This window comes from Alkalihalophilus lindianensis (assembly GCF_032843265.1).
Taxonomy (GTDB): Bacteria; Bacillota; Bacilli; order Bacillales; family Bacillaceae_D; genus Alkalihalophilus; species Alkalihalophilus lindianensis.
This window is the reverse complement of sequence record NZ_JAWJBA010000002.1, coordinates 536,752-561,117: the sequence shown is the minus strand read 5'-3', so window position 1 is coordinate 561,117 and position 24,366 is coordinate 536,752. Positions and strand designations below refer to the sequence as shown.

The window sequence follows — 24,366 nt, the reverse complement described above, 5'->3', positions numbered from 1 at the left end:
GGTTCCAAAAATAACAAACACCCCAGGCGATACGTCCGGGGTGTGAAATGTCATGCTCTGTTCACAAACTGTGCGACTGCATACTTATGTTCTTTTGTAGCACCAGCTACTCTTTGTGTTTCAACTTCTAATTCTAGCACTTCTGCGAGCGTTTTATCGAACCCTGCACGGAAGTTTTTCTTCATTAAACCAAAAGCTGAAGGGGAAACCGTTTTTAAATGTGCGATTAAAGGTTCCGGGGTCCCAACTTGATTAATGAGGTTAATTCGCTCAGCTTCTTCTGCTGAAATGATTTCACCTAGCGCAAGCTCAGTTGCTTTGCCTAAGCCCACAAGCCTTGGCAAGAAATATGAAGCACCTGCATCCGGTACTAAGCCGATCTTCATAAAGCCGAGTCCAAGCTTAGCTTCACGTGCAGCAACGCGGAAGTCACAGGCAAGGGCAATGCTTAAACCTGCTCCTACTGCAATCCCATTAATATGAGCAATAATCGGTTTTTCAATATTCATGAGCTGGAGAACAAGCTTATTGTAGGTCTCACGTAAATATTTCCCGTAATCAAGCTCACCTACCTCTTCCGTTGCTATACTTTTTAAGTCAGCTCCGGCACTAAATGCCCCATCACTTCCTTCAAGTACGATGACTCTGACATCCTTATTTCGGTTGGCTTCGTCAAATGCACGATATAATGCTGTGTGCATTTCCTCATTTAACGCATTTTTAACTTGTGGGCGATTAAGGGTGATAGTCGCCACTTGATCTCTAACTTCATATAAAACGACTTCTTCATTCATTGTGTCACGCTCCTAAAAGATTCGTCTTAAAAAAATAGTTTCATGTCTGATTTCGACACATACTTCAAAATTCCTTTGGGAATCCTAAGAGAATTGAAAGCGTTTTACTTCAAACAGGGATGGGAATAAGGCTCTAAGCCTTTAAATACGTAAGATTTTTTAAAAAATTGCCACTTTAATTATCTTGTGCAGACCGGTTCCCTTTTGAGAATAAGAGGAGTATCCTTGGTTTATAAAGAAAGTGGTCGAAGTACAGAAGGAGGAATAAATCATGAGTGATTTATTTAAAGAAATAACAGAAAAGGTTGAAAAGCATCAACCGACAATTGTATTACCAGAGGGAACTGACGAGCGTATCTTAGAGGCGGCGGCACAACTTGGAGCAGATCAAGTAGTAAAGCCAATCTTAGTTGGAAATAAAGAAGAAATTTCAGCTAAAGCAAGCGAACAAGGCATCGTATTAGGAGAGAATGTCCAAATTCTAGATCCTAAAAACTATGCAGAGACAGATGAAATGGTTGCTGCATTTGTAGAGCGTCGCAAAGGAAAAGAAACAGAAGAGAGTGCACGTGAGAAATTAGTCGATGTAAACTACTTCGGTACAATGCTTGTGTATATGGGCAAAGCAGACGGACTTGTTAGTGGGGCAGCTCACTCAACTGGAGACACAGTACGTCCAGCCTTACAAATTATTAAGACGCAACCAGGTATTAAACGTACGTCTGGTGTATTCGTAATGGTAAAAGAACAGCAGAAATTCGTATTCGGTGATTGTGCGATCAATATCGCGCCAAATAGCGAAGAGCTAGCGGAAATTGCGATTGCTACAGCTGAAACAGCAAAAGTGTTCGGCCTAGATCCTAAAGTAGCGATGCTAAGCTTCTCTACAAAAGGTTCAGCTTCTTCTATGGAAACAAAGAAAGTGTCTGAAGCTACAAAATTAGCACAAGAATCACGTCCGGACTTAGTCATTGATGGGGAATTCCAATTTGATGCAGCATTCGTACCAGCTGTTGCACAAAAGAAAGCTCCAGACTCACCACTTCAAGGCCAAGCAAATGTCTTCATTTTCCCAAGCCTTGAGTCAGGTAACCTAGGATACAAAATTGCACAGCGTCTTGGTGGATATGATGCCATCGGACCAATTCTTCAAGGTTTAAACAAGCCAGTAAATGATCTTTCACGCGGATGTAACGCTCAAGACGTTTACAAATTATCGCTTATTACAGCGATGCAAGCTATTAACCAACAAGCAGCTGCAAAGGCATAGAGATAAAGATATTAAAAGGTGTTAGGGTGCTTCCTAACACTTTTTTTGGTCAGCAAAAAAGCCAAGCGGTATCCGCTTGGCTTTATCTATCTTTTATTCTATTCTTCTAATGCCTCGACAACTTTTCTGGCAGTACTTTCACTCGACATTGGGTTTTGACCAGTGATGAGGTTGCCGTCTCTTATAGAGAAGTCAGTCCATTTATCTCCTGCGATAAATTCACCGCCACGTTCACGTAACGTTTCTTCAAGCAAGAATGGCATATGGTTCTCAAGCTGCATTTCTTTTTCTTCGATATCAGTAAATCCATTTACTTTCTTTCCATTAACAAGTGGCGTGCCATCTTTATAGGTGACATTAACTAACCCACTTGGGCCGTGGCAGACAGCTCCAATTACTTTCTGATCTTCAGCGAGAGCCTGAATAACAGCTTGCAAGGTTTCGTTATCAGGGAAGTCAAACATCGTTCCATGACCACCTGGTAAGAAAATGGCGTCTGTATTATTTACATGATTGACTGAAAGCTTCTTTGTTTCTCTTAGTAAATCCTTCGCTTCCTTCCACTCCGGTTTATCAGCGTCCTCTAAGCTATTTGGGTCAAGGGGAACGTCTCCACCTCTAATGCTCGTGACTTCAATGTTATATCCTTTTTCTTTGAAAATGTTATAAGGTACAGCAAATTCTTCAAGCCATAAGCCTGTTTTTTGCCCATCGGTAATTGTTGTGTGATTGGTAACAACCATTAAAACTTGTTTAGACATTTAAAATTCCTCCTCATTTCAAGTACGAGTACATAGATACTGTTCCCTGATCACAATAGATAAAACCTTCAAGTTAAAAAGAGGAAAATTTAGGGAAATGTCGAATATAGTTAGCTTAAAACAAAATCGATAGAGGTTGATGACATGCGAGGTTACATACAAAGTATCTTAATCATTTTTTTGTTTTTGTTATCATTGGGCTTAGGCTTAACGGCTTGTCATAGCAATGAGGTTTCTCAATTAAGTGAAGTAGAAGGAGCAGGTGTGACTTATAGTGAGATGTTTAAAAGCTATGACCGTATAGATGAATATAAAGAAGTGAAGCATTATGAGCCAATTCAATTAGGGGATGTCCCAGTGGAGTTGAGTCAACGCTTAACGGAACCACTTGTCAATATTATGTTACATGAAGATCTCCCTTTTAGTGAAAGAGTCCTTTACTTTAACCGAATTAAAAATTATGAAGGCGATTATGTTGATCAGTTCCAACTGAGTTGTTGGGATCTAGAGGATGATCAATTTTTCACCGTTACAATAACAGAGAGCACGTTAAACCCATTTGATCACGGTGCTGGTGAGATTGCTCGTGTTGATTTATTTGGTAATAAGGTAAGGAAGCATTATTTATTTAGTGGCGATCCTATTATTCATCACATTCAACAGGAAGAAAGTGCACAGGTTTTTCGTTATTATCAATATGATGAAGAGGATGAGAACGTAAGAACTGTTGCGACAAGAGCACATGAACTCTATACCTACTATGATGGATACATTTATCACTTTGGTTATTCAGTAAAGGCTGAAGATGAAGATTACCATAAGACGATACTTCGCTTAGCAAGAAGTTCGATTGTAGGAAGAATCTAAAACAACCGATGCTTACTCCTGAGGGAGGCATCGGTTGTTTCGTTCGGTTACGCGTATTACATTTTGTTCATATAAGCTGATTTCTTCTGCTGTCAAGCTGGTCATTAGCAGCTCGGCTCCATTATGTTGCATCGTCTGTAAAGTCTTCATCATCACCTCTGAAATTGTTAAAGGAGTGTCTAACAGTTCTGATAGAGATGCCATTGTCTCTGGTTGGATCCGAGGGTATTCAAATTTTGTCTTAGACCCCTGTACAGCATGGCTATAAAATTCTCGTATCATCTCGGCACGTTTTGAGCCACTGCCAGTGATGCATAAGTAAATTTGAACGGAAACGCCCCCTCGTATTCGACGTTGGGAGATCCCGGCAAACTTTTTTCCATCTATACTTAAGTCATAACTTCCCGGGCAATAAGACCCGACAATTTCATAGGCTTCAATCGGTTTATGGTATGGGGAAAACACATCTTTTATCAATTCGAACATTAAATCATAACCAGCATCAATCGATATTTTCTTATCTTCTTTCATAATGAGAGATAGGTTTAAGACCCCCTCATCAAGCACAACAGCTAACCCACCAGAATTCCGGACAATTACTTTATAGCCTTGTTGTTCTAAATAATGAAGGCCATTCTGAATATGGGGTAGCCGACTATCCTGAGTACCTAAAACAACCGTATCATGGTGTACCCAGCTTCTAAGTGTAGGAGCCGTTTCCATTTGCCCAACTGCCGTACATAAAGTGTCATCGTAAGCAAATGATTGAAGAGCGTTAAATGCAGGGCCTAATGTAGAATGGTCTAAAAAGCGCCATTTATTTTCAAAGGCAGTAGAAGTAATATTAGTCATAATTAGTGACTCCTTAAAATGATAATTAATAGTCATTATAGCATGTGGAGAAGGCTGTGGAGTATGTCAGCTAGATTGAATTAAAATTCTCAATTGCACCATGACAAGAGTGTGATATACTAGTGATTAGTCCGTGTAAAATTCGGGCATTCTGCATATAAACTTAACTTCTTAGTAAATAGATAACTTTTAAAAGAAAGGAACATGGAGATGGCTAACGAATTTCGCATTTGTGATGAATGCCAAGCGACGAATATTAAAACACTCGTGCCTCGCTTGAAAAAAGTCGATCCTGAAGCAACAATAGATGTACGTTGTCAATCATATTGTGGACCAGGTCGAAAAAAATCGTTTGTATTTGTTAATAATCGCCCGGTTGCGGCTCCAGATGAGGAGCAAGTGATTGAAAAAGTAGAGAAAAAGTTGAAAAAATAATCATCCTGACTTATTCTTTAAGTCAGGATTTCTTTTTAAAGTATAGCGGAAATTGTCGAATCCCATAATCTTTCACTTCTAAAAGAGGTTTGCAATCGGATACAATAGGGAAAGGGATATGGCTATTAAAAATTCGCAAAAGTAGGACAACACCATAGATTGGCAGCAAAGAGAGAGGAGATGGTTAAGTATGAGCTTAACAAAAAAGATCATAATTGCCCTCATTTTAGGTGTGGGGGTAGGGCTAGCCTTTAATGCATGGGCACCAGAAGCTTTTGAAGTAGCAGATGCATATTTCTTAACACCACTCGGGCAACTTTTTCTAAAATTAATTACGATGCTCGTTGTACCACTTGTATTCTTTTCTATTGTTCTTGGAACAGCTGGAATGGGAGATCCTAAAAAGTTAGGTCGGATTGGTGGTAAGACGGTTGGTTACTATCTTTTAACAACGACGATTGCACTGGTAATTGGTTTAACGGTTGCATTCATCATTCAACCAGGTGACCCAGGGTTAATGGGTGATCAAAGTGAGGAATTTGCAGCAGAAGAACCACCTCCAGTTATGGACACGCTCTTAAATATTATTCCTACAAATCCAATCGAAGCTCTAGCTTCAGGTGAAATGCTTCAGATCATTGCGTTTGCCGTGTTAGTAGGTCTTGCGATGGCGAAGCTTGGGGATAAAACGCGTGGCGTGATGAGGTTAATGGAGCAAGGTAATGAAATTATGATGTATCTTGTTACCGTAGCGATGAAGCTTGCCCCATACGGTGCGTTTGCGTTAATTGCCTCTGCTCTTGGTGAACAAGGGTATGATGTGTTGGCATCAATGGTTATGTATATGATTGCTGTTATCCTTGGGTTAATCATTCATGCCATTGTCACTTATGGTGGATTTATTGCTTTATTTGGCAAGCAAAACCCTGTTCAATTCTTTAAGAACTTCTTCCCTGCGATGATGGTTGCCTTCAGTACATCAAGTAGTAGTGCGACCTTACCTATCTCAATGAAAACGGCGCAGGAGAAGCTAGGCGTTTCAAAGCCAGTATCAAGCTTTGTTCAACCGCTTGGTGCGACGATTAATATGGACGGTACAGCGATTATGCAAGCAGTTGCTACAGTCTTTATTGCTCAAGTATATGCTGTACATTTATCAATGGGGGATTTATTAACAGTTGTTCTGACAGCTACACTAGCTAGTATAGGAACAGCAGGTGTACCAGGTGTAGGTATGATCATGCTTGCAATGGTATTGACCTCAGTTGGTCTTCCAGTTGAAGGGATTGCCCTTGTACTTGCTGTGGACCGTATTCTAGATATGATCCGTACTGCTGTAAATATCACAGGTGATGCTTCATGTGCAGTTGTTGTGGACCGTACAGAACAGAAACATCGAACTGTTGAACAAGAAAAAAGTGTGGAAGCATAATGTATTAATGAATAAAGCAGAAAGCATACAGACTGATATTGGTCTGTATGCTTTCTTTTGGTTTCAAATGATGTCATTAAGGGGTAGAGGGTAGTGGATTACTCCCTCAATCACCTAGGTCCTAGTCTTTAAAGTTGGTGTAAATTACACAGCAAAAGGTGGGACTCGTAAGATTCTTACGATATAATGAAAGCAATAGAATGAACGGATTGAGAGGTATAACCATGACGACACCTTATTATGGACAGCTTGAAGAGGAAAAAGTATTTAAAGATCCTGTGCATCGTTACATACATGTGCGTGATGAATTAATTTGGGCTTTAATTGGCACAAAAGAATTTCAGAGACTCAGACGAATACGCCAGCTCGGAACAACCTACGTGACATTTCACGGAGCTGAACACACACGCTTTAATCATTCACTAGGTGTATATGAAATTACAAGGCGGATTTTAGAGGTTTTTAAAGGGCGCCCCCATTGGAATGAGGAGGATCGTCTTTTAAGCTTATCTGCTGCTCTGTTACACGATTTGGGGCACGGACCTTTTTCTCATTCATTTGAAAAAGTGTTTGATATGGACCATGAGGAATGGACTCGTGAAATTATTTTAGGTGATACGGAGATTAACGAGGTTCTATCTAATGTGAGTGAAGATTTCCCTCAAGCGGTAGCTGATGTGATCGAAAAAACCTATTCCAACAAGCTGATTTCCAGTATTATTTCAAGTCAAATTGATGCTGACCGAATGGATTACTTGCAACGTGACGCTTACTACACAGGTGTTAGTTATGGTCATTTTGATATGGAGAGAATTCTTCGTGTGATGCGACCGATGGAAGATCAAGTCGTCATTAAGCAAAGCGGAATGCACGCGGTAGAAGACTATATTATGAGTCGTTATCAGATGTATTGGCAAGTGTATTTCCATCCTGTAACCCGCAGTGCTGAAGTGATTCTGAGCAAGATCTTTAAGCGCGCAAAAGAACTGCATTTAGCAGGTTATGAATTTAAACAAAAGCCTAATCATTTTTATTCTTTCTTTTATGGAAAAGGGAGCTTGGACGATTATTTACGATTAGATGAGGCGATAACCCTTTATTATTTTCAAATTTGGCAAGAAGAAGAGGATCGCATTTTGAGTGATCTTTGTGTAAGATTTCTAAATAGACGTCTGTTCAAATATGTCGAATTTAATCCAAATCAACGAATGAACGATTGGCCAGAGTTACAGGAACTATTTAAGAAAGCAGATCTAAATCCAGATTATTATTTAGTGATCGACTCCTCATCAGATCTTCCCTATGATTTTTATCGACCAGGTGAAGAAGAAGAGAGACTGCCTATTCATCTAGTTCTACCTAATGGAAAGATTCGTGAGCTATCTCGTGAGTCGGATGTCGTTGAAGCCATTTCTGGGAAAAAACGAACAGATCATAAGTTATACTTTCCGCTCGACTGCTTAGAGGACGTGCGTGAACATAAAGAGGTTAAACAGCGGATACTTGAGATTTTACAGAAATAAGGGGGCGTGACGGTTGCTACAAGACCACGCGAAAGTAATGGCGGTCTTTTTGCAAGCTGGTGAGGTTGTTGGACGGAAAAAGCTGCAAAAGATTATCTATATTGCCAAAAAGCTGAATATCACATTCACAGAACGCTACAAATTCCACATGTTCGGTCCTTACTCAGAGGAATTATCATTAAGAATGGAAGAGCTGTGTAACCTCGGCTTTATAGCTGAAACAAAAGAAGATAAAGGCAATTATTATCAATATCGATATGCGCTATCTGCTGAAGGACAAAAGTTTTTAGATATGTATCAATTTGACTTACCAAAAGTGAAGCCGATGTTTGAAAGTTTAAATGAGCAAAGCGCACGCTTTTTGGAGCTTGTTTCTACTTTGTTGTATTTTGAAGAATTAACGCGGGAAGATGTTAAAGAAAAAGTACAAACGTTAAAGCGTAAGCAAAATTATACAGAGGAAGACTTTGAACAAGCTTATATGTACATTGAATCTTTAAAGAAGACAGTTCAATAAGGAAAAGCCAAGCAACAGTAATAGGTTGTTTGGCTTTTTTGAACTTGAGACTTTTATGTTACTGATCAGAAGGACGCTTACCAGCTACTGCAAAGTTTGTTGGCTTCATTTCATCAATGACGACTGAAATGCGTTCAGCAGGTGCTCCTGTTGTCTCAGAAACGGCATCTGTTACTCTTTCAACAAGTGCTCTTTTTTGATCATCTGTACGGCCTTCAAGTAATTGTACTGTTACGATTGGCATGAGAATCGCTCCTTTGTTATAAGACTATCTTTATTTTAGCAAATATTTTCAGAACAAACGAGGATCATGTATACTATAGGGAGAATGAAGAGCGTAAGGATTAAAAAGAATAGATCGCATGAAATGAAGAAAGGATGAAACATAATGGATTTGTTAAATAATGATAACCTTAAAAAGAAAACGGGTGGATTTAATATTTTAAGTGGAGACTCTACTTCTGGTCACGGTGGCTACGGGGCAGGGGTTATGAATCTTGATAATGTTTCTCCGGTTTTTGTTGATCCGGCTGAGGGTGAAGCGTTTGTTGATATGGGTGCCCTCCATGCGCGATCTGCGGTGGAAAAGCGAATTAAATTTTTACCGAACAAAGAGGACGTACCTAACGGAAAGCTCTATTGGCTTGTATGGGTAGCCATTCAATATAAAGAAAGTAAACCTTATTATGCTGGGGTAGCTGGCTGTGAAATGACGGTTGATACCGAAATTCGTCGTGGGTACAAGAGTTTACCTGAGCATGTGAATAAAATGGATAAGTCGTTAAAAGGCAAGATCTTAGTTGATGATATGGATTCTAAATCCAAAAAAATTCTGGCTGACTTTCTAAAAAAGCATAATGAAGCAATGTGGAATCATTCTGATAAAGAACTGCATGAAGCACTTTTGGGTGCGGAATAAAGGAAGATAGAGCTTTGTAAATACTAAATATTGGTCAAGTTTGAACGATTTTTGAACACTGAACTGCATACTTGAGCTTTTCTTCAAGAGAGAGTAAACTTGAGGTAGTATAAAGACACATTTATACTAGGACACGAAAAAGCACGGGGCGACTGCCTTCGTGCTTTTTCATTGTTCTGAAGGATTTCTTCATTTGGTAGCGAATGGTTAGGGGGATGCGAATGGAGGAATACAAGCATGCTACTAACAAAACAATTACAAGATATAAAAACGTTGCAGCAAGATGTCGAAAGGTATGACGAAATTAACTTAAAACTTAATTGGGAAATGCTCGAGACAAGACCACAGAATGAAACAAACGATTATTTTTATTATGAAGATCAGGAGCTGGTGGCTTTTTTAGGCATCTATCGCTTCGGTAATAAAGCTGAAATATGCGGGATGGTTAGACCAAGCAAACGCCGAAATGGATATGCAGGAATGCTTTTAAATGAAGCTTTAATGCAATTAAAGTCGTCTGGTATTCAGACTGTCTTATTAAACATCCCATCAAATTCAACTTCTGGCCATCGTTTTGCTAAGAACCAGCCTGTTACCTACTCATTTTCTGAGCATCAGATGAAATGGAACCCTCATATAAGAAGTGAGACTGGAAGAGACGATGTGGTGATTAAGGAGGCGCAGGCTGAAGATTTGGAGTATATCATACAAATGGATGCCGAAGGGTTTGGTATGAGCGAAAAAGAGGCTCGTACAATGTATAGTCCAGGTGCCGAGAAGGGTCATTATATTGTTTATGCAAACAACGTAAGGGCAGGCAAGCTCCGAGTTATAGTAGATGATAAGGCCTCATGGATTTATGGCTTTGTTGTGACCACATCTATGCAAGGAAAAGGGATTGGTCAAGCTGTACTTGTCAGACTGATTCAACAGGAGGCGGCCAAAGGACAGGATGTTTTGCTAGAGGTTGCTCTTGAAAATGCACATGCTCTTAAACTGTATACTTCAGTCGGGTTTGAACAGTTTAGCACCCAAGATTATTACACATTTTCAGAATGAACGATTAAAGCAGTCCTATACTAAATAGTTGTTTAAGCTTGTAGTGGATAAGGAATACTACATATACAATCTATTTAAAGGGGCTGTTTTGGATGAATCAAGAGGAATTAAGAAATAAAATTTTAGATGTACTAAAGAACCAAAAGATAGGCACACTCGCAACTGTTAAAAACAATAAGCCTCATTCACGCTATATGTCTTTCTTTAACGAAGACTTCACACTGTTTACACCTACAGATAAAGACACTCATAAGGCAGAGGAGATTGCCGAGAATCCGAATGTTCATATTCTATTAGGGTATGAAGGTGAAGGGTTAGGTGATAAATTTGTCGAGGTAGAAGGACAAGCTACCATACGAGACTCGGATGAGCTGAAGAAGAAAATTTGGAGTGATTCCTTTAGCAGATGGTTTGAAGGTCCAGAAGATCCTTCATATATTGTGCTTGAAATTAAGCCGACAATGATTCGTCTCATGAACGCAGGAGAAGAACCACAAGTGTTGGAATTATAAATAGGAAAGCCGTCTGCATGGAGCAGACGGCTTTTTTTCGTTACTCAAGATCTAATCGTTTAATACGGTACTGTAGCGTTTGCCTGCTAAGTCCAAGTTCATTTGCTGCATTTGTTTTATGATATTTATGTTTTTCGAGAGCTTTTTTAATATAATATTGTTCAGCTTCTTGTAGATAGTCTTTTAGATTGCAAATCGAAGAAGCTCTTTCCGGAAAATCTTTATCCTGTTTACTTTTAGTAAACGTAACAGGGGCTTGATGTTTAATCAGTTGCATTTTATTTTTGAGATTATATGATAAGTGACTCACATCAATCCACTCTTCATCCACGATTAGGTTCATCGCTCCTTCAATAATATGTTCAAGTTCACGAACATTTCCTGGCCAGTCATATTCAGCAAAAAGGGTATGTACTTCCTGTGTAACGCCTTTAACCTCCATGCGGAACAATTGATTGTATTTCCCAATAAATGAATCCACTAATAAAGGAATATCCTCTTTTCGTTCTCGAAGTGAAGGAATGAAAAGGGATACGACACTTAAACGATAATACAAATCCTTTCGCAAACGATTTTCTGCAATGGCTTCGATTGGATCTTCATTTATTGTTGAAATGATCCGAACATTAACTTTACGATCAATAGTGTCGCCAATTCTTCTAATCGATTTCTCTTGGATGGCACGTAATAGTTTGGCTTGAAGCATCGGACTTAGAGAGTTGATCTCATCAAGTAACAAAGTGCCTCCTTCAGCCTGTTCAAACAGGCCGATCTTCTCGGTTGCCCCAGTGAAAGCCCCTTTACTTGTGCCAAATAAGATGCTCTCAATTAGAGTGTCTGGCATCGCAGCGCAATTTTGAGAGATAAAAGGCCCAGTTGTTCGTTCACTCCCATTATGAATGCTTTGTGCAAACAATTCCTTGCCAGTTCCAGTTTCTCCAACAATTAGTACGGATGAAGGAGTCCTTGTTGCGCGCTTTGTATGTTCAATGACTTCTTGAATGGCGTGACTTCCTCCAATAATGCTGTCAAAGGTATATCTGGTATTTCCTTTTTGTTCCATATTCCTTCGAATGAGTTGCTCTAGCTTAGTAACATCCTTAGCGACTTCAATCGCTCCAATTACATTTGTTTCATCAGTGATCGGAAATGTCCTATTGATTGTCGTAATTTCTTTTCCACCTTTAGTAAAATACGTTTGCTTAACATTTTGAGTGGATTTTTGATGGTGGAGCGCTTCAAGCAACGTACTATCATGTTCGTCTTCAAACCGGAAAACGTCGAGAAAGTCTTTGTTGATCAAGTCTTCTCTAGATAATGATTCAATTTCCATCATTTTATCGTTATACACAACCGTTTTCCCAAATTCATCAATAACATGAATACCTACATCAATCTCATTAATAAGTGTTTCGTACATGATCAACTGCTTTTTAATTTTTTGATATTGATCCACTGCGCTCACCCCAATTCAGAACGTTCTGTCTTTTCTATCCTAAGCGAAAAAGGATGATTTCTGCAAATTAAATTTTCATTCTTTCTTGAAAAACGAAAAAAATTAGGCGGAAGTCACTTTGGATTTTCCTCTGTGTAAAAGTTTTTAGCATTAAGGTCTGGAACTCCTATTGTTGCGTATGAAAAATTGGCACAAGGATTGCATCTAGAAATAAGCATGTATGTTTCAACAAGACTCACAAGCTGAGTTACTAATAAAATGGGGTGAGGGAATGGCGAAGGTAGGGGAACCAACAAAAAAAGTAAAAAAGGATGTATTAGCTTCAACACAAGAGGTTATTCATCAAGCATTGTCTAATTTAGGTTATAAGGAAGATGTGTATGAGCTATTAAAGGAACCGATGCGGATGCTGTCAGTTCGGATACCGATTAAGCTCGATAATGGTGAAGTCAAAGTATTTACAGGATTTCGTTCACAACATAATGATTCAGTAGGACCAACAAAAGGCGGGGTGCGCTTTCACCCAGAAGTATCAGAAAACGAAGTAAAAGCTTTATCTATTTGGATGAGTTTAAAGTGTGGAATAGTAGATGTTCCTTATGGTGGAGGGAAGGGTGGGATCATTTGTGATCCACGTACGATGTCGTTTCCAGAGCTTGAGAGGTTGAGTCGAGGGTATGTTCGTGCAATTAGTCAACTAGTAGGGCCAACTAAAGATATACCTGCGCCTGATGTATTTACTAATTCGCAAATTATGGCTTGGATGATGGATGAATATAGCCGAATCCGAGAATTTGATTCGCCAGGGTTTATTACGGGAAAGCCTTTGGTCCTCGGTGGTTCGCATGGAAGAGAAACGGCCACAGCAATGGGTGTCACAATTTGTATTGAAGAAGCAGCAAAGAAAAAACAACTTGATCTTGACGGCACAAAGGTCATTATTCAAGGTTTTGGAAACGCGGGCGGATTTCTAGCTAAAATCCTTCATGAGCGAGGGGCAAATATCGTAGGAATTTCAGATGCTTACGGAGCTTTATATGATGAAGCTGGTCTTGATATTGAGTATTTACTTGAAAATAGAGATTCATTTGGGACTGTAACCACTCTTTTTAAACAGACGATTACCAATAAAGAGTTACTTGAGCGAGAATGTGATATTTTAGTTCCAGCTGCAATCTCTAATCAAATAACAGAAGAGAATGCTAGTAAGATTAAAGCGAGAATTGTAGTAGAGGCAGCTAATGGGCCAACTACACTCGAGGCTACTGAAATATTATCAAAAAGAGGAATTCTGCTAGTTCCTGATGTGCTTGCAAGCTCTGGAGGGGTAACTGTTTCTTATTTTGAATGGGTGCAAAATAATCTTGGTTACTATTGGTCTGAAGAAGAAGTTGCCGGTAAATTACGAGATAAGATGGTTAAAGCCTTTAACAATGTAATAGAAACAGCAGAGCGCCATCATGTTGATACTAGGTTAGCAGCTTACATGGTTGGAGTAAGAAAAATGGCTGAAGCCTCTCGATTTAGAGGATGGGTTTAGGAGAATTGAAGCCAAGTTTACTTGGCTCAGATTGTTGAGGGGGGGCAAGACGTATGAAGATTACATCAGTATCGATTTACTTGATTCAATTACCATTGAAAGAGCCTTTTATTGTTAGCTATCATACGTACTCATCGATGCCAGCGATTATTGTGAAAATAGAGACCGATTGTGGCTTGGTTGGTTACGGGGAAGGGGTTGCCGATGAACATGTAACAGGAGAGAGTGCGAGAAGTACAGTTCAAGTCATCAAGCATCATTTAGCTTCAGCAATTATTGGAGAAGACCCCTTTAAAATAGAAAAAATTCATGCATTAATGGATGAGACCATCTACGGAGTACCAACAGCAAAGGCTGCGATAGATATTGCTTGCTACGACCTTATCGGAAAAGCGGTAAATCAACCTGTATATAATTTTTTAGGTGGGAGGTACCATGAACGTTTTTCATTGGCACATGTACTTAGTATCAAACCTCCACATGAAATGGCCGATGAGGCTGAACAAGTAGTTGCTATGGGCTATCGAGCACTAAAAATGAAGGTAGGGACAGATCCTTTAACAGACGTAGAACGTGTAAAGTCCGTTCGGAGGAGAGTCGGTAGTGATATTTTGATACGAATTGATGCCAATCAAGGGTGGATGTCGTGTAGTGAGGCGCTATTGGTCATTAATAAGATTCAAGATTGTCAGGTCGACTGGATTGAACAACCGGTTCTTGCAGATGACATTGATGCTTTACGTGAAGTGAAACAAAAGACATCTGTTGCAATTATGGTAGATGAGGGAGTAAAAGGGACGCGAGAGATGCGTGAAGTAAGTTTAAAGCGTGCCGCTGACAAAGTGAACATTAAGCTGATGAAATGCGGCGGAATCTATCCAGCAATGAAGCTCGTTCATCAAGCGGAGATGATAGGTATGACCTGTCAAATAGGATCTATGGTTGAGTCTTCGATAGGGTCTGCTGCAGGCTTTCATGTCGCATTTTCCAAAAAAGCAATTACAAGTGTCGAACTTACAGGTCCGTTAAAATTTTCAAAAGATGTGGGGAATTTAGTGTATGATATTCCTTATATTCGTTTAAATGAACTTCCTGGACTTGGAATTCAAATTGATGAAAATGTCCTTCAGGAGCTAACAGAGGAAAAAGTCGTCATATCTAAAAAATCGTAAGTCACTTAATTTGAGAGGAGCGTTACGCGTGACCTATACAGGAGAGTTGACATGTCAAGCTACAAAGGCAAATGAAACATATCAGGTGCGTCGATTAAAGATTGAAGATTTATCGGCTATTTTAAACGTTCAACAAGTGGTGCTTGATACTTTAGAAAAGAAAGATACATTACAACCTTTATCAAACGATGAATTTAGAACGATCTTGGAAGGGAATGGCCTTATGCTTGGCGTTATTGTGAGAAACCACCTGGTGGCCTTTAGAGCGTTATGGTTTCCTAGAGAAGACAAAGAGAATTTAGGACGTGACTTAGGTTTATCTGTTGATGAACAAATGAAAGTTGTACATCAAGAGATTTCGTCTGTTCATCCTGATTATCGAGGAAACGGGCTGCAAAAGCGCTTAGCTTTTCTAGTTATGAAAGAGCTGGAAAATATGAATGGGTCCTATCATTATGTCTGCTGTACAGTTCATCCCTTTAACCTTCCCAGCTTAAAGGACAAATTGTCTCAAGGTTTATTAATTGCAAAAGTTAAAGAGAAGTATGCTGGTCATTTACGCTATATTTTTATGAGGGAATTACAACGAGAGATGAGATTAGACAATGATGGTGCTAAGCTTATTGCACTAGAGGATCTCGAAGGACAAAAACGATTACTAGAGCAAGGTTATTATGGTTATGAATTGTTTCAAAAAGAAGGCCAACTGATGGTTGGGTTTGCAAAACCAATCCTTTAGGGCAAAAGAGCCCATTTTTTTGCACATGTAGAAGAACCTTTTAAGCTTGGTTGCTCATACATAACTGTAATAATTTTTTTCGGAACGAAAGAAATTTTGCGCTCTTTCTTTTTCGAATAAGAGAAAAGCTTGAAACATCTAATGTACAAACTTGGCACAAAGCTTGCAATTATAGTTTGATAATTCTAAATAATGGAAGAGTATGCGCATAGGGGGAGTACATATGGAAAGAGAGAGAAAACCAATTTCTTTTGGCTTGGCAGTCGTACCGTTGATTATTATGATTGTAGCGATGAGTTTTACGATTGTTGTTTTTGAAGGATCGCCTCATATTCCACTTATTCTAGGAACGATTGTATCCGCTTTCATAGCGTGGCGTTGTGGTTTTAGCTGGAAAGAAGTAGAAGAGAGCATTTACAAAGGGATACGTCTCGCTTTACCTGCGGTTGTTATTATTATCATTGTAGGGGTAATTATCGGGGCTTGGATTGGTGGAGGAGTTATTGCAACGATGGTCTATTACGGGCTTAAATTAATTTCCCCGCAAGTATTCCTTATGACGATGACCATTATTTCAGCAATTGTCGCTCTTGCGATTGGAAGCTCGTGGTCGACAATGGGAACGATTGGTGTGGCTGGTATGGGCATTGGAATTAGCATGGGCATCCCTGCACCGATGATTGCAGGTGCGATTATCTCTGGTGCTTACTTTGGGGATAAAATGTCCCCGCTCTCGGATTCAACCAATCTAGCAGCTGGTGTGGTAGGTGTTGATTTATTTGAACATATTAAGCATATGTTAGCAACAACGATACCTGGTCTCATCATTGCCTTAGGGGTGTACTGGTATTTAGGAAGATCATTTTCAGGTTCTGATGTGATAGATGGTAACGTGTCCGAGGTAATGGTGAGCCTTCAAAATAACTTTGTGATTACACCATGGTTGTTGTTAGTGCCAGCTATTGTGATCATGCTTGTTGCCAAAAAAGTGCCTGCATTACCTGCACTCACGGTCGGTGTGATTTTAGGTTTTCTCTCACATATTTTCATCCAGGGTGGATCAATAGGGGATGCAGTTAATACATTAAATGATGGTTTTAGTATTAGCTCAGGTAATGAAATGATTGATAGTTTATTTAATCGTGGTGGAATTGAAGCGATGATGTACACCGTTTCGTTAACTATTGTTGCGATGACATTTGGTGGAGTGCTTGAGAATACAGGGATGTTAAAAGCTATGGTTGATCAAATCTTAAAGCTTGCTAAGACATCTAAGGGACTTGTCACGACAGCTATTTCTTCAGCCTTTTTCACAAATGTTACGACAGCTGAACAGTATATATCAGTAGTATTGCCTGGCCGTATGTATGTACAAAGCTTTAAAGACCAGAAGCTGCACCCTAAAAATCTCTCTAGGGCTGTAGAGGATGGGGGGACCTTAACATCGGTGTTTGTTCCTTGGAATACATGTGCCATTTTCATTTTTGCCACTTTAGCTGTTCATCCATTTGAATATGCACCTTATGCAGTATTGAACTTTGTTGTACCAATTTTATCGATTATCTATGCGTGGACTGGCTTTACGATCACGCGCTTAACAGATGCACAAATTCTTGAGATGAATGAGGCTCAAGACAAGAGCGAACAGAAAGCGATATAAACCATCAGTTAAGAGGCTTAGGATTAACCTAAGCCTCTTTTTTTAATGACCAAACCATTTAAAGAACTTGTCGATAAATCTCTCTTCCTCATGCTGCTCTTCATCAATGGCATCTGTACCGTCTGGTTTCGCTGTTTCAGGGCAGGTCTTCGTCGGCTCTGTTCCTGCAACAAAATACGTTACTCTACTCTTTGGGCATGTCTCCGATGCGAGATAGCCGCTTTGCGGATTCATCTCTACTGCAACAACGCCGCGTGGTTTCTGGAATTGAAGCTTCAACTCATCTTTTAAGGCGTGTTCGGTGAAGTTAGCCCAAATCTTCTTAGAAATTTGACCTTCAGTGCTTTGATGAATGCTTTCACCTTTATCATAGCCTACCCATACACCTGTGACGAGTTGGGGGGTATAGCCAATCATCCAGCTATCGACCTTGGTCGAGCCACTTTTTCCGGCCACTGGTCTGTTCACAAGATGAGAAACTGAACCACCTGTAACGGAAGCGTGGGCATTGAGAGTAGGGTCAAACATTCCGGTCATTAAATCAGTCATAATAAAGGCAAGCTTAGGGTCTAGTACCTGCTTTTTTTCTGGCTCACTTTCATACAACACACGTCCATTCAAGTCGACTACCTTCCTAATAAAACGTGGCTTAACCGCTTGTCCGCCATTAGCGAATGGACTATAGCCAGTCACCATTTCTAGTAAAGAGACATCGGCTGTTCCAAGAGCTAAAGAAGCATCTTCGCGAAGGGGACTCTCTATTCCAACTCGCTGGGCAACGTCAATAAGCTTATCCGTTCCAAGTACAAGATGAGTTTTAACCGCATAGATATTATCTGAGAAGGCTAGTGCTTGCAAAAGTGTGATGAAATCATTTGCATAGTTTTCTCCAAAATTACTAGGAGAATAGCTACCTCGGCCTTCATCTATTTGAAAGGTAGAAGGTTCACTTAATAAGGTTGATGCCGGTGTCGAACCATTTTCTAAAGCAGCATAGTATAGGAATGGCTTAAAAGTAGAACCGGCATGTCTTTTGGATTGAGTGGTCCGGTTGAGCTGGCTCTGTTTGTAATCTCGTCCTCCGACTAATGCCCGAACATCGCCTGTTCTAGGGTCCATCGCCACTAAAGCGGTCTGTAAAATTAAGGCTGCTCGCTCGTCATCTGTTAAATTCTGATTAAGGGCTTCTGCCTTTATTGGAGGCATTTCTTTTTTGATCCAACGCTCTGCCTCTTCTTGCATATCAGGGTCAAGAGTGGTGTACACCTTTAGTCCACCAGCCTCAAGACGGGCTGGTTCAATCCCTGCTTCTTCAATCAATTGCTGCTCAACTAGGTCTTGAAAGTACGGCCCGATTTGCAGCCCTTGTACAATCTTTTCACCGGTAATGATCAGTTCCTGTCCCTTAGCAACCCTTGCTTCTGCACTTGTAATACTGCCAGTCTCCACCATGGCATCTAAAATCAGTTCTTGTCTGGCTTTAGCGCGCTCTTCGTCCATTAGCGGTGAATAATAGCTAGGGCCTTTTGGAATACCGGCTAACATACTAGCTTCTGCTAAAGTGAGGTCTTTGGAGTCTTTGCTAAAGAAATGATGGGAGGCGGCCTCAATCCCGTATGCCCCGTGACCGTAATAAATCGTATTAAGATAGCCTTCTAAAATTTGTTCCTTTTCATAATTCATCTCGAGTCGAAGAGAATAGATCAGTTCATTCCATTTTCGCACCCATGTCTTTTCATGAGATAAATATAAGTTGCGAGCGTATTGCTGGGTGATGGTACTCGCTCCTTGAGATCTAGCGCCTGAACGCAGATTGGCGACAATTGCGCCCCCAATCCGGATAGGGTCGAAGCCAAGGTGGTCATAAAATTTACGATCTTCAATTGCGATGGTTGCATCGACCACTAATGGAGAAATTTCGTTAAATGGGACAAAATAACGATTCTGTCCACGGTGACTCTCACCAATCGTGGTGTCATCAACAGCTAAATATTCTGTTGTTTGAGCGACACTAAGAGGAGGTGGACCTTGCATTTTGGCATAAGACATTAAAGCAACAGCCCCACCTGCAGCAAGCACTAACCCTAAGAGAATTAATCTAAAAAAGAGGCGAAGCAAGCTTCTACGTCTTTTCAGCCGTCTATTCATGATGACTTCCATGTATGTCACCTCATTAAAATCAAGATTTAAAGTAAGATAAAACAGTGTTGTGATACCATTCTCGGCTGTTTTGGAATGTTTTAAACATTAGGGGTGTGAGTGTGTTGATATTTTGCTTGCTTTTTTGATCGTTTCCTATATACTTTCTTTTGTTATGATGAAAATAAGGAACTTGTGGAAGGATATTTACTGCCTTCCATGTTTGTGTGCACCTAAGAAAAGGTACAGTTAGATGAGTCATATAAGTGCAAGAAATAGATATTCTAATGAGGTGAAGAAAGATGGAATTATGGTTTACAGAAAAACAAACTGAACGTTTTGGGATTACAGCAAAAATTAAACGTACGCTACATAGTGAGAAAACAGATTTTCAACAATTAGATGTAGTAGAGACGGAAGAATTTGGAAATATGCTTGTCCTAGATGGCATGGTTATGACAACGGAGAAAGATGAATTTGTTTATCACGAAATGGTTGCTCACGTGCCTTTATTTACACATCCAAACCCTAAAAATGTGCTAGTTGTAGGTGGCGGTGACGGTGGTGTAATCCGTGAAGTATTAAAGCACCCATCTGTTGAGCGTGCGACACTTGTTGAGATCGACGGGAAAGTAATCGAGTACTCTAAAAAATACTTGCCGACTATTGCAGGTGCTCTTGATGATGCACGTGTTGATGTACAAGTTGATGATGGTTTCATGCATATTGCCAAAGCAGAAAATGAATATGACGTGATTATGGTTGATTCAACTGAGCCAGTTGGACCAGCTGTTAAATTATTTGAAAAAGGATTCTATGAAGGGATTTCTCGTGCTCTAAAAGAAGACGGAATCTTCGTTGCTCAAACAGACAACCCATGGTTCCACAAAGATTTACTTACACAAGTACAACGTGATGTTCGTGAGATTTTCCCAATCACACGTGTGTATACAGCTAACATCCCAACGTACCCAAGTGGACTTTGGACATTTACAATGGGCTCGAAAAAACATGATCCATTAGAAGTGCCAGAGGAACGTTTCCACGAGATCGAAACGAAGTATTACACAAAAGACCTTCATAAAGCATCATTTGCTCTACCGAAGTTTGTTAGTGATCTTGTGAAATAAGGAGGAATTTCGATGCGTTTTGATGAAGCATACTCAGGTAAAGTGTTCATTATGAGTAACCCAAGTTATGAAGAAGCTAAGGCAGTTATTTACGGTATGCCGATGGACTGGACAGTTTCTTTTCGCCCAGGTTCTCGTTTTGGTCCGAATCGTATTCGTGAAGCTTCTCTTGGGTTAGAGGAATATAGCCCATATATGGACAAGCATTTAGAAGAAGTTAATTACTTTGATGCAGGCGACATTCCACTTCCTTTTGGTAACGCAGCTCGTAGTCTTGATATGGTTGAGGAGTATGTAGATAAGTTGCTTGCAGATGGTAAGTTCCCGATCGGACTTGGTGGAGAGCATTTATTATCATGGCCGATTTTTAAAGCCATGAATAAAAAATACGAAGATATCGCGATCATTCATATTGATGCCCATGCTGACTTACGTGAGGAGTATGAAGGAGAAGTTCTTTCGCATTCTACACCGATTCGTAAAGCGTGTGGATTAATTGGAGCAGAGAATGTGTATTCATTTGGTATCCGTTCTGGGATGCGCGAGGAATTCCAATTTGCTAAAGAATCTGGCATGCATATGTCTAAATTCGAGGTAGCAGAGCCACTTAAAAAAATTCTTCCTACTCTTGCAGGTCGTAACGTCTATGTGACAATTGATATTGATGTTCTAGATCCATCATGTGCACCAGGAACAGGAACAGCTGAAGCTGGCGGAATCACATCAAAAGAATTACTAGATGCGATTGGTGCCATTGCGGATTCTGGTATCAACATTATTGGAGCGGACCTTGTAGAAGTAGCACCAGCCTATGACCCAACAGAACAAACGCAAATCACCGCAAGTAAAATGATTCGCGAAATAATACTAGGCTGGGTGTAAAGTAGTGCCTATGCAGATTATATAGACGACAACAAAGATGAGCGACTAAGATTGGCCGCTCATCTTTTTCTTTTCTTTTTCCTGAATTTGTTGTTTAAAAGTGAGCTTAGGGCATCCCCTATATACAGTGTTCAAACGATTCGACTCGAAATCACAGATAGACACAGAACAGAACCTTGCAACTAAGGGATAAAATCGCTAAACTTGAACAATAGAAGAATGGTTGTTTAGATTTGTGATAATCTAAACCCCCGCACTTGTAGAAAGGTGTGCGACTGAATGAATAAACCAAATAAGAAAACAGTGAAAATGATCTTCCAAAATAAAATTAAACATACCGATCATACAGATTCCTATGAGTTTACAGCAAGAGGTGAGCTCTATCATAAAGGAAGTCAAGATTACTTGCGATTTGAGGAAGCCTTAACGGAAACGGAATCTGTCCAAACGACGATGAAATGGGATGGGCGTGAGTTAATGCTTATTCGTCAAGGTTCAGTATTAATGCGACAAGCCTTTATTTCAGGTGAAGAGTCGCTTGGTCGCTATGTTACGTCAGAAGCGTCGTGGGAAACAAAGGCGATAACAGATAAAGTCCTTGTTACGTGGCCAACCCGTAAACAGCGAGGTAAGATCCACATCAAGTACCGATTTTTACTACAAGGACAAGATGCAGGGGAACATGAAGTACGATTGACATTAGAGGAGGATCAGTAAGACATGAACAGTGTTGAACAAATGAAGCAAAACTTGAAAGAAGAGATCAAAGCTGCGGTTATTTCAGCAGGACTAGCAACAGAGGAGCAGCTTCCAGAAGTCATATTAGAAGCGCCAAAAGATAAAGCTCATGGTGATTATGCGACAAATATGGCGATGCAACTAGCACGTGTTGCTAAAAAAGCACCTCGCCAGATTGCTGAAGAATTAGTAGCTAAACTAAATAAAGAACAAGCATCAATTGAAAAGGTCGATATCGCAGGACCTGGATTCATTAACTTTTTTATGAACAAAAGTTATTTACGTGAGGTTGTACCAGCTGTTCTTAAAGCGGGCGAAACATACGGTGAGACTAATGTTGGTAAGGGCGAAAAGATTCAAGTCGAGTTTGTATCAGCCAATCCAACAGGTAGCCTACATTTAGGACATGCACGTGGAGCTGCTGTAGGGGATGCGCTATGCAACGTACTTAGTAAAGCTGGTTTTAATGTTGAGAGAGAATACTATATCAATGATGCCGGTAACCAAATAAACAATCTGGCTCTTTCTCTAGAAGCTCGCTATTTCCAAGCGTTAGGCTTAGAAAAGGAAATGCCAGAAGAAGGCTACCGTGGTAAAGACATCGTACAATTTGGAAAAGCTCTAGCAGAAGAGCATGGCGATAAGTATGTGAGTGTATCAGAACCTGAGCGTCGTGAATTCTTCCGTCAATATGGTCTTCAAAAAGAGCTAGATAAAATTAAGTCTGACTTAAAAGAGTTCCGTGTTGAGTTTAATAACTGGTTCTCTGAAACATCTCTTTATGAGTCGAACAAAGTGATTGAAGTTCTCGACACACTTGATGAAAAAGGTGAAACGTATGAACTGGATGGAGCCACTTGGTTCCGTTCAACAACATACGGTGATGATAAAGATCGCGTGCTAATCAAAAATGACGGCACGTACACATATCTCACACCTGATATTGCGTACCACCAAGATAAAATGCAACGTGGCTTTGATAAGCTGATCAATATCTGGGGTGCTGACCACCATGGTTATATTCCTCGTATGAGAGCTGCGATCCAAGCGCTTGGTTATTCTGCTGAACAATTTGAAGTACAAATTATTCAAATGGTGAGCTTGTATCAAGGTGGAGAGAAAGTGAAGATGAGTAAGCGTACGGGTAAAGCTGTTACTCTTCGTGATTTAATGGAAGAAGTAGGAATCGATGCTGTCCGTTATTTCTTTGCGATGCGTAGTGCGGACTCTCAACTTGATTTTGATATGGATCTTGCTGTGTCTAAATCTAATGAGAACCCTGTATTCTATGTACAATATGCACATGCTCGTGTATGTAGTATGCTTCGTCAAGGAGAAGAGCTTGGCCTAACGTATGATATGGATACAGATCTATCAGCTGTTTCAACGGAAAAGGAATATGACCTATTAAAAGCCATTGGTGATTTCCCAGCAGTTGTAGCTGAAGCGGCAGAAAAGCAAATGCCTCACCGTATCACAAACTATGCTCATGACCTAGCTTCTGCTCTTCACAGCTTTTATAATGCAGAGCGAGTTATTGATGCTGAGGATAAAGATAAGAGTACAGCGCGTCTTGCTCTTATGAAGGCGACTCAAGTAACGATTCAAAATGCACTAGCACTAGTTGGAGTATCAGCACCAGAGAAAATGTAAAACCACTCAAAGCTCCCTATTCACTTAGTGAAAGGGAGCTACTTGTTTCAAAAATACGAAAACGTTATCAGCTTTAATCGGTTATGAGCGACTCGTATGGGAATATGAGCGGTTCACAGGAAGATATGAACGCGATACTTATAAATGAGCGAAAATTCGCTTCTCGACCTATTATGAGCGCTATAAGAGATTTATGAGCGACTCGCATTGAGTTATGTGCGGAATAATCGGTATATGAGCGACTCTCAGGAAGATATGAGCGGCTAAAATATATAAATGAGCGAGAAGCAGTTTCTCGACCTATTATGAGCGCTAT

23 protein-coding genes are annotated in these 24,366 nt (G+C 40.1%); 17 read left to right on the top strand and 6 right to left on the bottom strand.

Features of this window, described 5'->3' with window-relative positions; translation table 11 throughout:
* Positions 1-50 precede the first annotated feature (50 nt).
* Complete coding sequence (locus RYX56_RS09380) at positions 51-794, bottom strand: enoyl-CoA hydratase/isomerase family protein (RefSeq protein WP_317121797.1); 744 nt, start codon at positions 792-794, stop codon at positions 51-53.
* 271 nt (positions 795-1,065) lie between these two features.
* Here RYX56_RS09380 and pta point away from each other — a divergent pair, with 271 nt between their 5' ends.
* The gene (pta, locus tag RYX56_RS09375) at positions 1,066-2,064 is read left to right on the top strand and encodes a phosphate acetyltransferase (RefSeq protein ID WP_317121796.1); all 999 of its coding nucleotides are present in this window, start codon (positions 1,066-1,068) and stop codon (positions 2,062-2,064) included.
* A gap of 98 nt (positions 2,065-2,162) precedes the next feature.
* Here the strand turns inward: pta and RYX56_RS09370 are convergent, their stop codons facing one another.
* Positions 2,163-2,825: a type 1 glutamine amidotransferase domain-containing protein gene (locus tag RYX56_RS09370; protein ID WP_317121795.1), complete on the bottom strand. Its 663-nt coding sequence runs from the start codon at positions 2,823-2,825 to the stop codon at positions 2,163-2,165.
* Between the two features lie 144 nt (positions 2,826-2,969).
* On the opposite strand from RYX56_RS09370, the gene RYX56_RS09365 reads away from it, so the two are divergent.
* On the top strand, positions 2,970-3,692 hold the full coding sequence (locus tag RYX56_RS09365; protein WP_317121794.1) for a hypothetical protein: 723 nt from the start codon (positions 2,970-2,972) through the stop codon (positions 3,690-3,692).
* A 12-nt stretch (positions 3,693-3,704) separates the two neighbouring features.
* Here the strand turns inward: RYX56_RS09365 and lipL are convergent, their stop codons facing one another.
* The gene (gene lipL, locus RYX56_RS09360) at positions 3,705-4,544 is read right to left on the bottom strand and encodes an octanoyl-[GcvH]:protein N-octanoyltransferase (protein WP_317121793.1); all 840 of its coding nucleotides are present in this window, start codon (positions 4,542-4,544) and stop codon (positions 3,705-3,707) included.
* Between the two features lie 210 nt (positions 4,545-4,754).
* On the opposite strand from lipL, the gene RYX56_RS09355 reads away from it, so the two are divergent.
* The 4 genes from RYX56_RS09355 (at position 4,755) to RYX56_RS09340 (ending at position 8,451) form a co-directional block, all read left to right on the top strand.
* A complete protein-coding gene (locus tag RYX56_RS09355) occupies positions 4,755-4,979 on the top strand; it encodes a YuzB family protein (protein ID WP_317121792.1) in 225 nt (74 codons plus the stop codon).
* Between the two features lie 190 nt (positions 4,980-5,169).
* Positions 5,170-6,411, top strand: coding sequence for a dicarboxylate/amino acid:cation symporter (locus tag RYX56_RS09350; RefSeq protein WP_317121791.1), 1,242 nt, complete (start codon positions 5,170-5,172; stop codon positions 6,409-6,411).
* A gap of 224 nt (positions 6,412-6,635) precedes the next feature.
* Positions 6,636-7,934, top strand: a complete 1,299-nt coding sequence (locus tag RYX56_RS09345) for an HD domain-containing protein (RefSeq protein ID WP_317121790.1) — start codon at positions 6,636-6,638, stop codon at positions 7,932-7,934.
* 13 nt (positions 7,935-7,947) lie between these two features.
* A complete protein-coding gene (locus RYX56_RS09340) occupies positions 7,948-8,451 on the top strand; it encodes a YwgA family protein (RefSeq protein WP_317121789.1) in 504 nt (167 codons plus the stop codon).
* Between the two features lie 58 nt (positions 8,452-8,509).
* Here the strand turns inward: RYX56_RS09340 and thmT are convergent, their stop codons facing one another.
* Positions 8,510-8,695 (bottom strand): 2-hydroxymuconate tautomerase, encoded by a 186-nt coding sequence (gene thmT / locus RYX56_RS09335; RefSeq protein ID WP_317121788.1) that lies wholly within the window; start codon positions 8,693-8,695, stop codon positions 8,510-8,512.
* 144 nt (positions 8,696-8,839) lie between these two features.
* Here thmT and RYX56_RS09330 point away from each other — a divergent pair, with 144 nt between their 5' ends.
* The 3 genes from RYX56_RS09330 (at position 8,840) to RYX56_RS09320 (ending at position 10,941) form a co-directional block, all read left to right on the top strand.
* Positions 8,840-9,370 carry a YwhD family protein gene (locus RYX56_RS09330; RefSeq protein WP_317121787.1) on the top strand — a complete coding sequence of 177 codons (531 nt, stop codon included), beginning with the start codon at positions 8,840-8,842 and terminating at the stop codon, positions 9,368-9,370.
* Between the two features lie 237 nt (positions 9,371-9,607).
* Complete coding sequence (locus tag RYX56_RS09325) at positions 9,608-10,429, top strand: GNAT family N-acetyltransferase (protein ID WP_317121786.1); 822 nt, start codon at positions 9,608-9,610, stop codon at positions 10,427-10,429.
* A gap of 92 nt (positions 10,430-10,521) precedes the next feature.
* Positions 10,522-10,941, top strand: a complete 420-nt coding sequence (locus tag RYX56_RS09320; protein ID WP_317121785.1) for a pyridoxamine 5'-phosphate oxidase family protein — start codon at positions 10,522-10,524, stop codon at positions 10,939-10,941.
* Positions 10,942-10,981: 40 nt separating this feature from the next.
* On the opposite strand, the gene RYX56_RS09315 is transcribed toward RYX56_RS09320, so the two are convergent.
* Complete coding sequence (locus RYX56_RS09315) at positions 10,982-12,361, bottom strand: sigma-54 interaction domain-containing protein (protein ID WP_317121941.1); 1,380 nt, start codon at positions 12,359-12,361, stop codon at positions 10,982-10,984.
* A gap of 307 nt (positions 12,362-12,668) precedes the next feature.
* On the opposite strand from RYX56_RS09315, the gene RYX56_RS09310 reads away from it, so the two are divergent.
* The 4 genes from RYX56_RS09310 (at position 12,669) to nhaC (ending at position 17,508) form a co-directional block, all read left to right on the top strand.
* Positions 12,669-13,937, top strand: a complete 1,269-nt coding sequence (locus RYX56_RS09310) for a Glu/Leu/Phe/Val family dehydrogenase (protein WP_317121784.1) — start codon at positions 12,669-12,671, stop codon at positions 13,935-13,937.
* Positions 13,938-13,990: 53 nt separating this feature from the next.
* Positions 13,991-15,109: a mandelate racemase/muconate lactonizing enzyme family protein gene (locus tag RYX56_RS09305; protein WP_317121783.1), complete on the top strand. Its 1,119-nt coding sequence runs from the start codon at positions 13,991-13,993 to the stop codon at positions 15,107-15,109.
* A 28-nt stretch (positions 15,110-15,137) separates the two neighbouring features.
* Entirely contained in the window at positions 15,138-15,848 is a 711-nt protein-coding gene (locus RYX56_RS09300; protein WP_317121782.1) for a GNAT family N-acetyltransferase, read from the top strand.
* A gap of 223 nt (positions 15,849-16,071) precedes the next feature.
* On the top strand, positions 16,072-17,508 hold the full coding sequence (gene nhaC / locus RYX56_RS09295) for a Na+/H+ antiporter NhaC (RefSeq protein WP_317121781.1): 1,437 nt from the start codon (positions 16,072-16,074) through the stop codon (positions 17,506-17,508).
* A gap of 42 nt (positions 17,509-17,550) precedes the next feature.
* Here nhaC and RYX56_RS09290 read toward each other — a convergent pair whose 3' ends face one another.
* Positions 17,551-19,668 (bottom strand): transglycosylase domain-containing protein, encoded by a 2,118-nt coding sequence (locus RYX56_RS09290; RefSeq protein WP_317121780.1) that lies wholly within the window; start codon positions 19,666-19,668, stop codon positions 17,551-17,553.
* Positions 19,669-19,949: 281 nt separating this feature from the next.
* Between RYX56_RS09290 and speE the strand changes: the two genes are divergently transcribed.
* The 4 genes from speE (at position 19,950) to argS (ending at position 24,050) form a co-directional block, all read left to right on the top strand.
* Positions 19,950-20,777, top strand: coding sequence for a polyamine aminopropyltransferase (gene speE / locus RYX56_RS09285; RefSeq protein ID WP_317121779.1), 828 nt, complete (start codon positions 19,950-19,952; stop codon positions 20,775-20,777).
* Between the two features lie 12 nt (positions 20,778-20,789).
* Complete coding sequence (gene speB, locus RYX56_RS09280; protein WP_317121778.1) at positions 20,790-21,659, top strand: agmatinase; 870 nt, start codon at positions 20,790-20,792, stop codon at positions 21,657-21,659.
* Positions 21,660-21,938: 279 nt separating this feature from the next.
* Positions 21,939-22,376: a YwiB family protein gene (locus tag RYX56_RS09275; protein ID WP_317121777.1), complete on the top strand. Its 438-nt coding sequence runs from the start codon at positions 21,939-21,941 to the stop codon at positions 22,374-22,376.
* Between the two features lie 3 nt (positions 22,377-22,379).
* Positions 22,380-24,050 carry an arginine--tRNA ligase gene (gene argS, locus RYX56_RS09270; protein ID WP_317121776.1) on the top strand — a complete coding sequence of 557 codons (1,671 nt, stop codon included), beginning with the start codon at positions 22,380-22,382 and terminating at the stop codon, positions 24,048-24,050.
* The last annotated feature ends 316 nt before the right edge of the window (positions 24,051-24,366 follow it).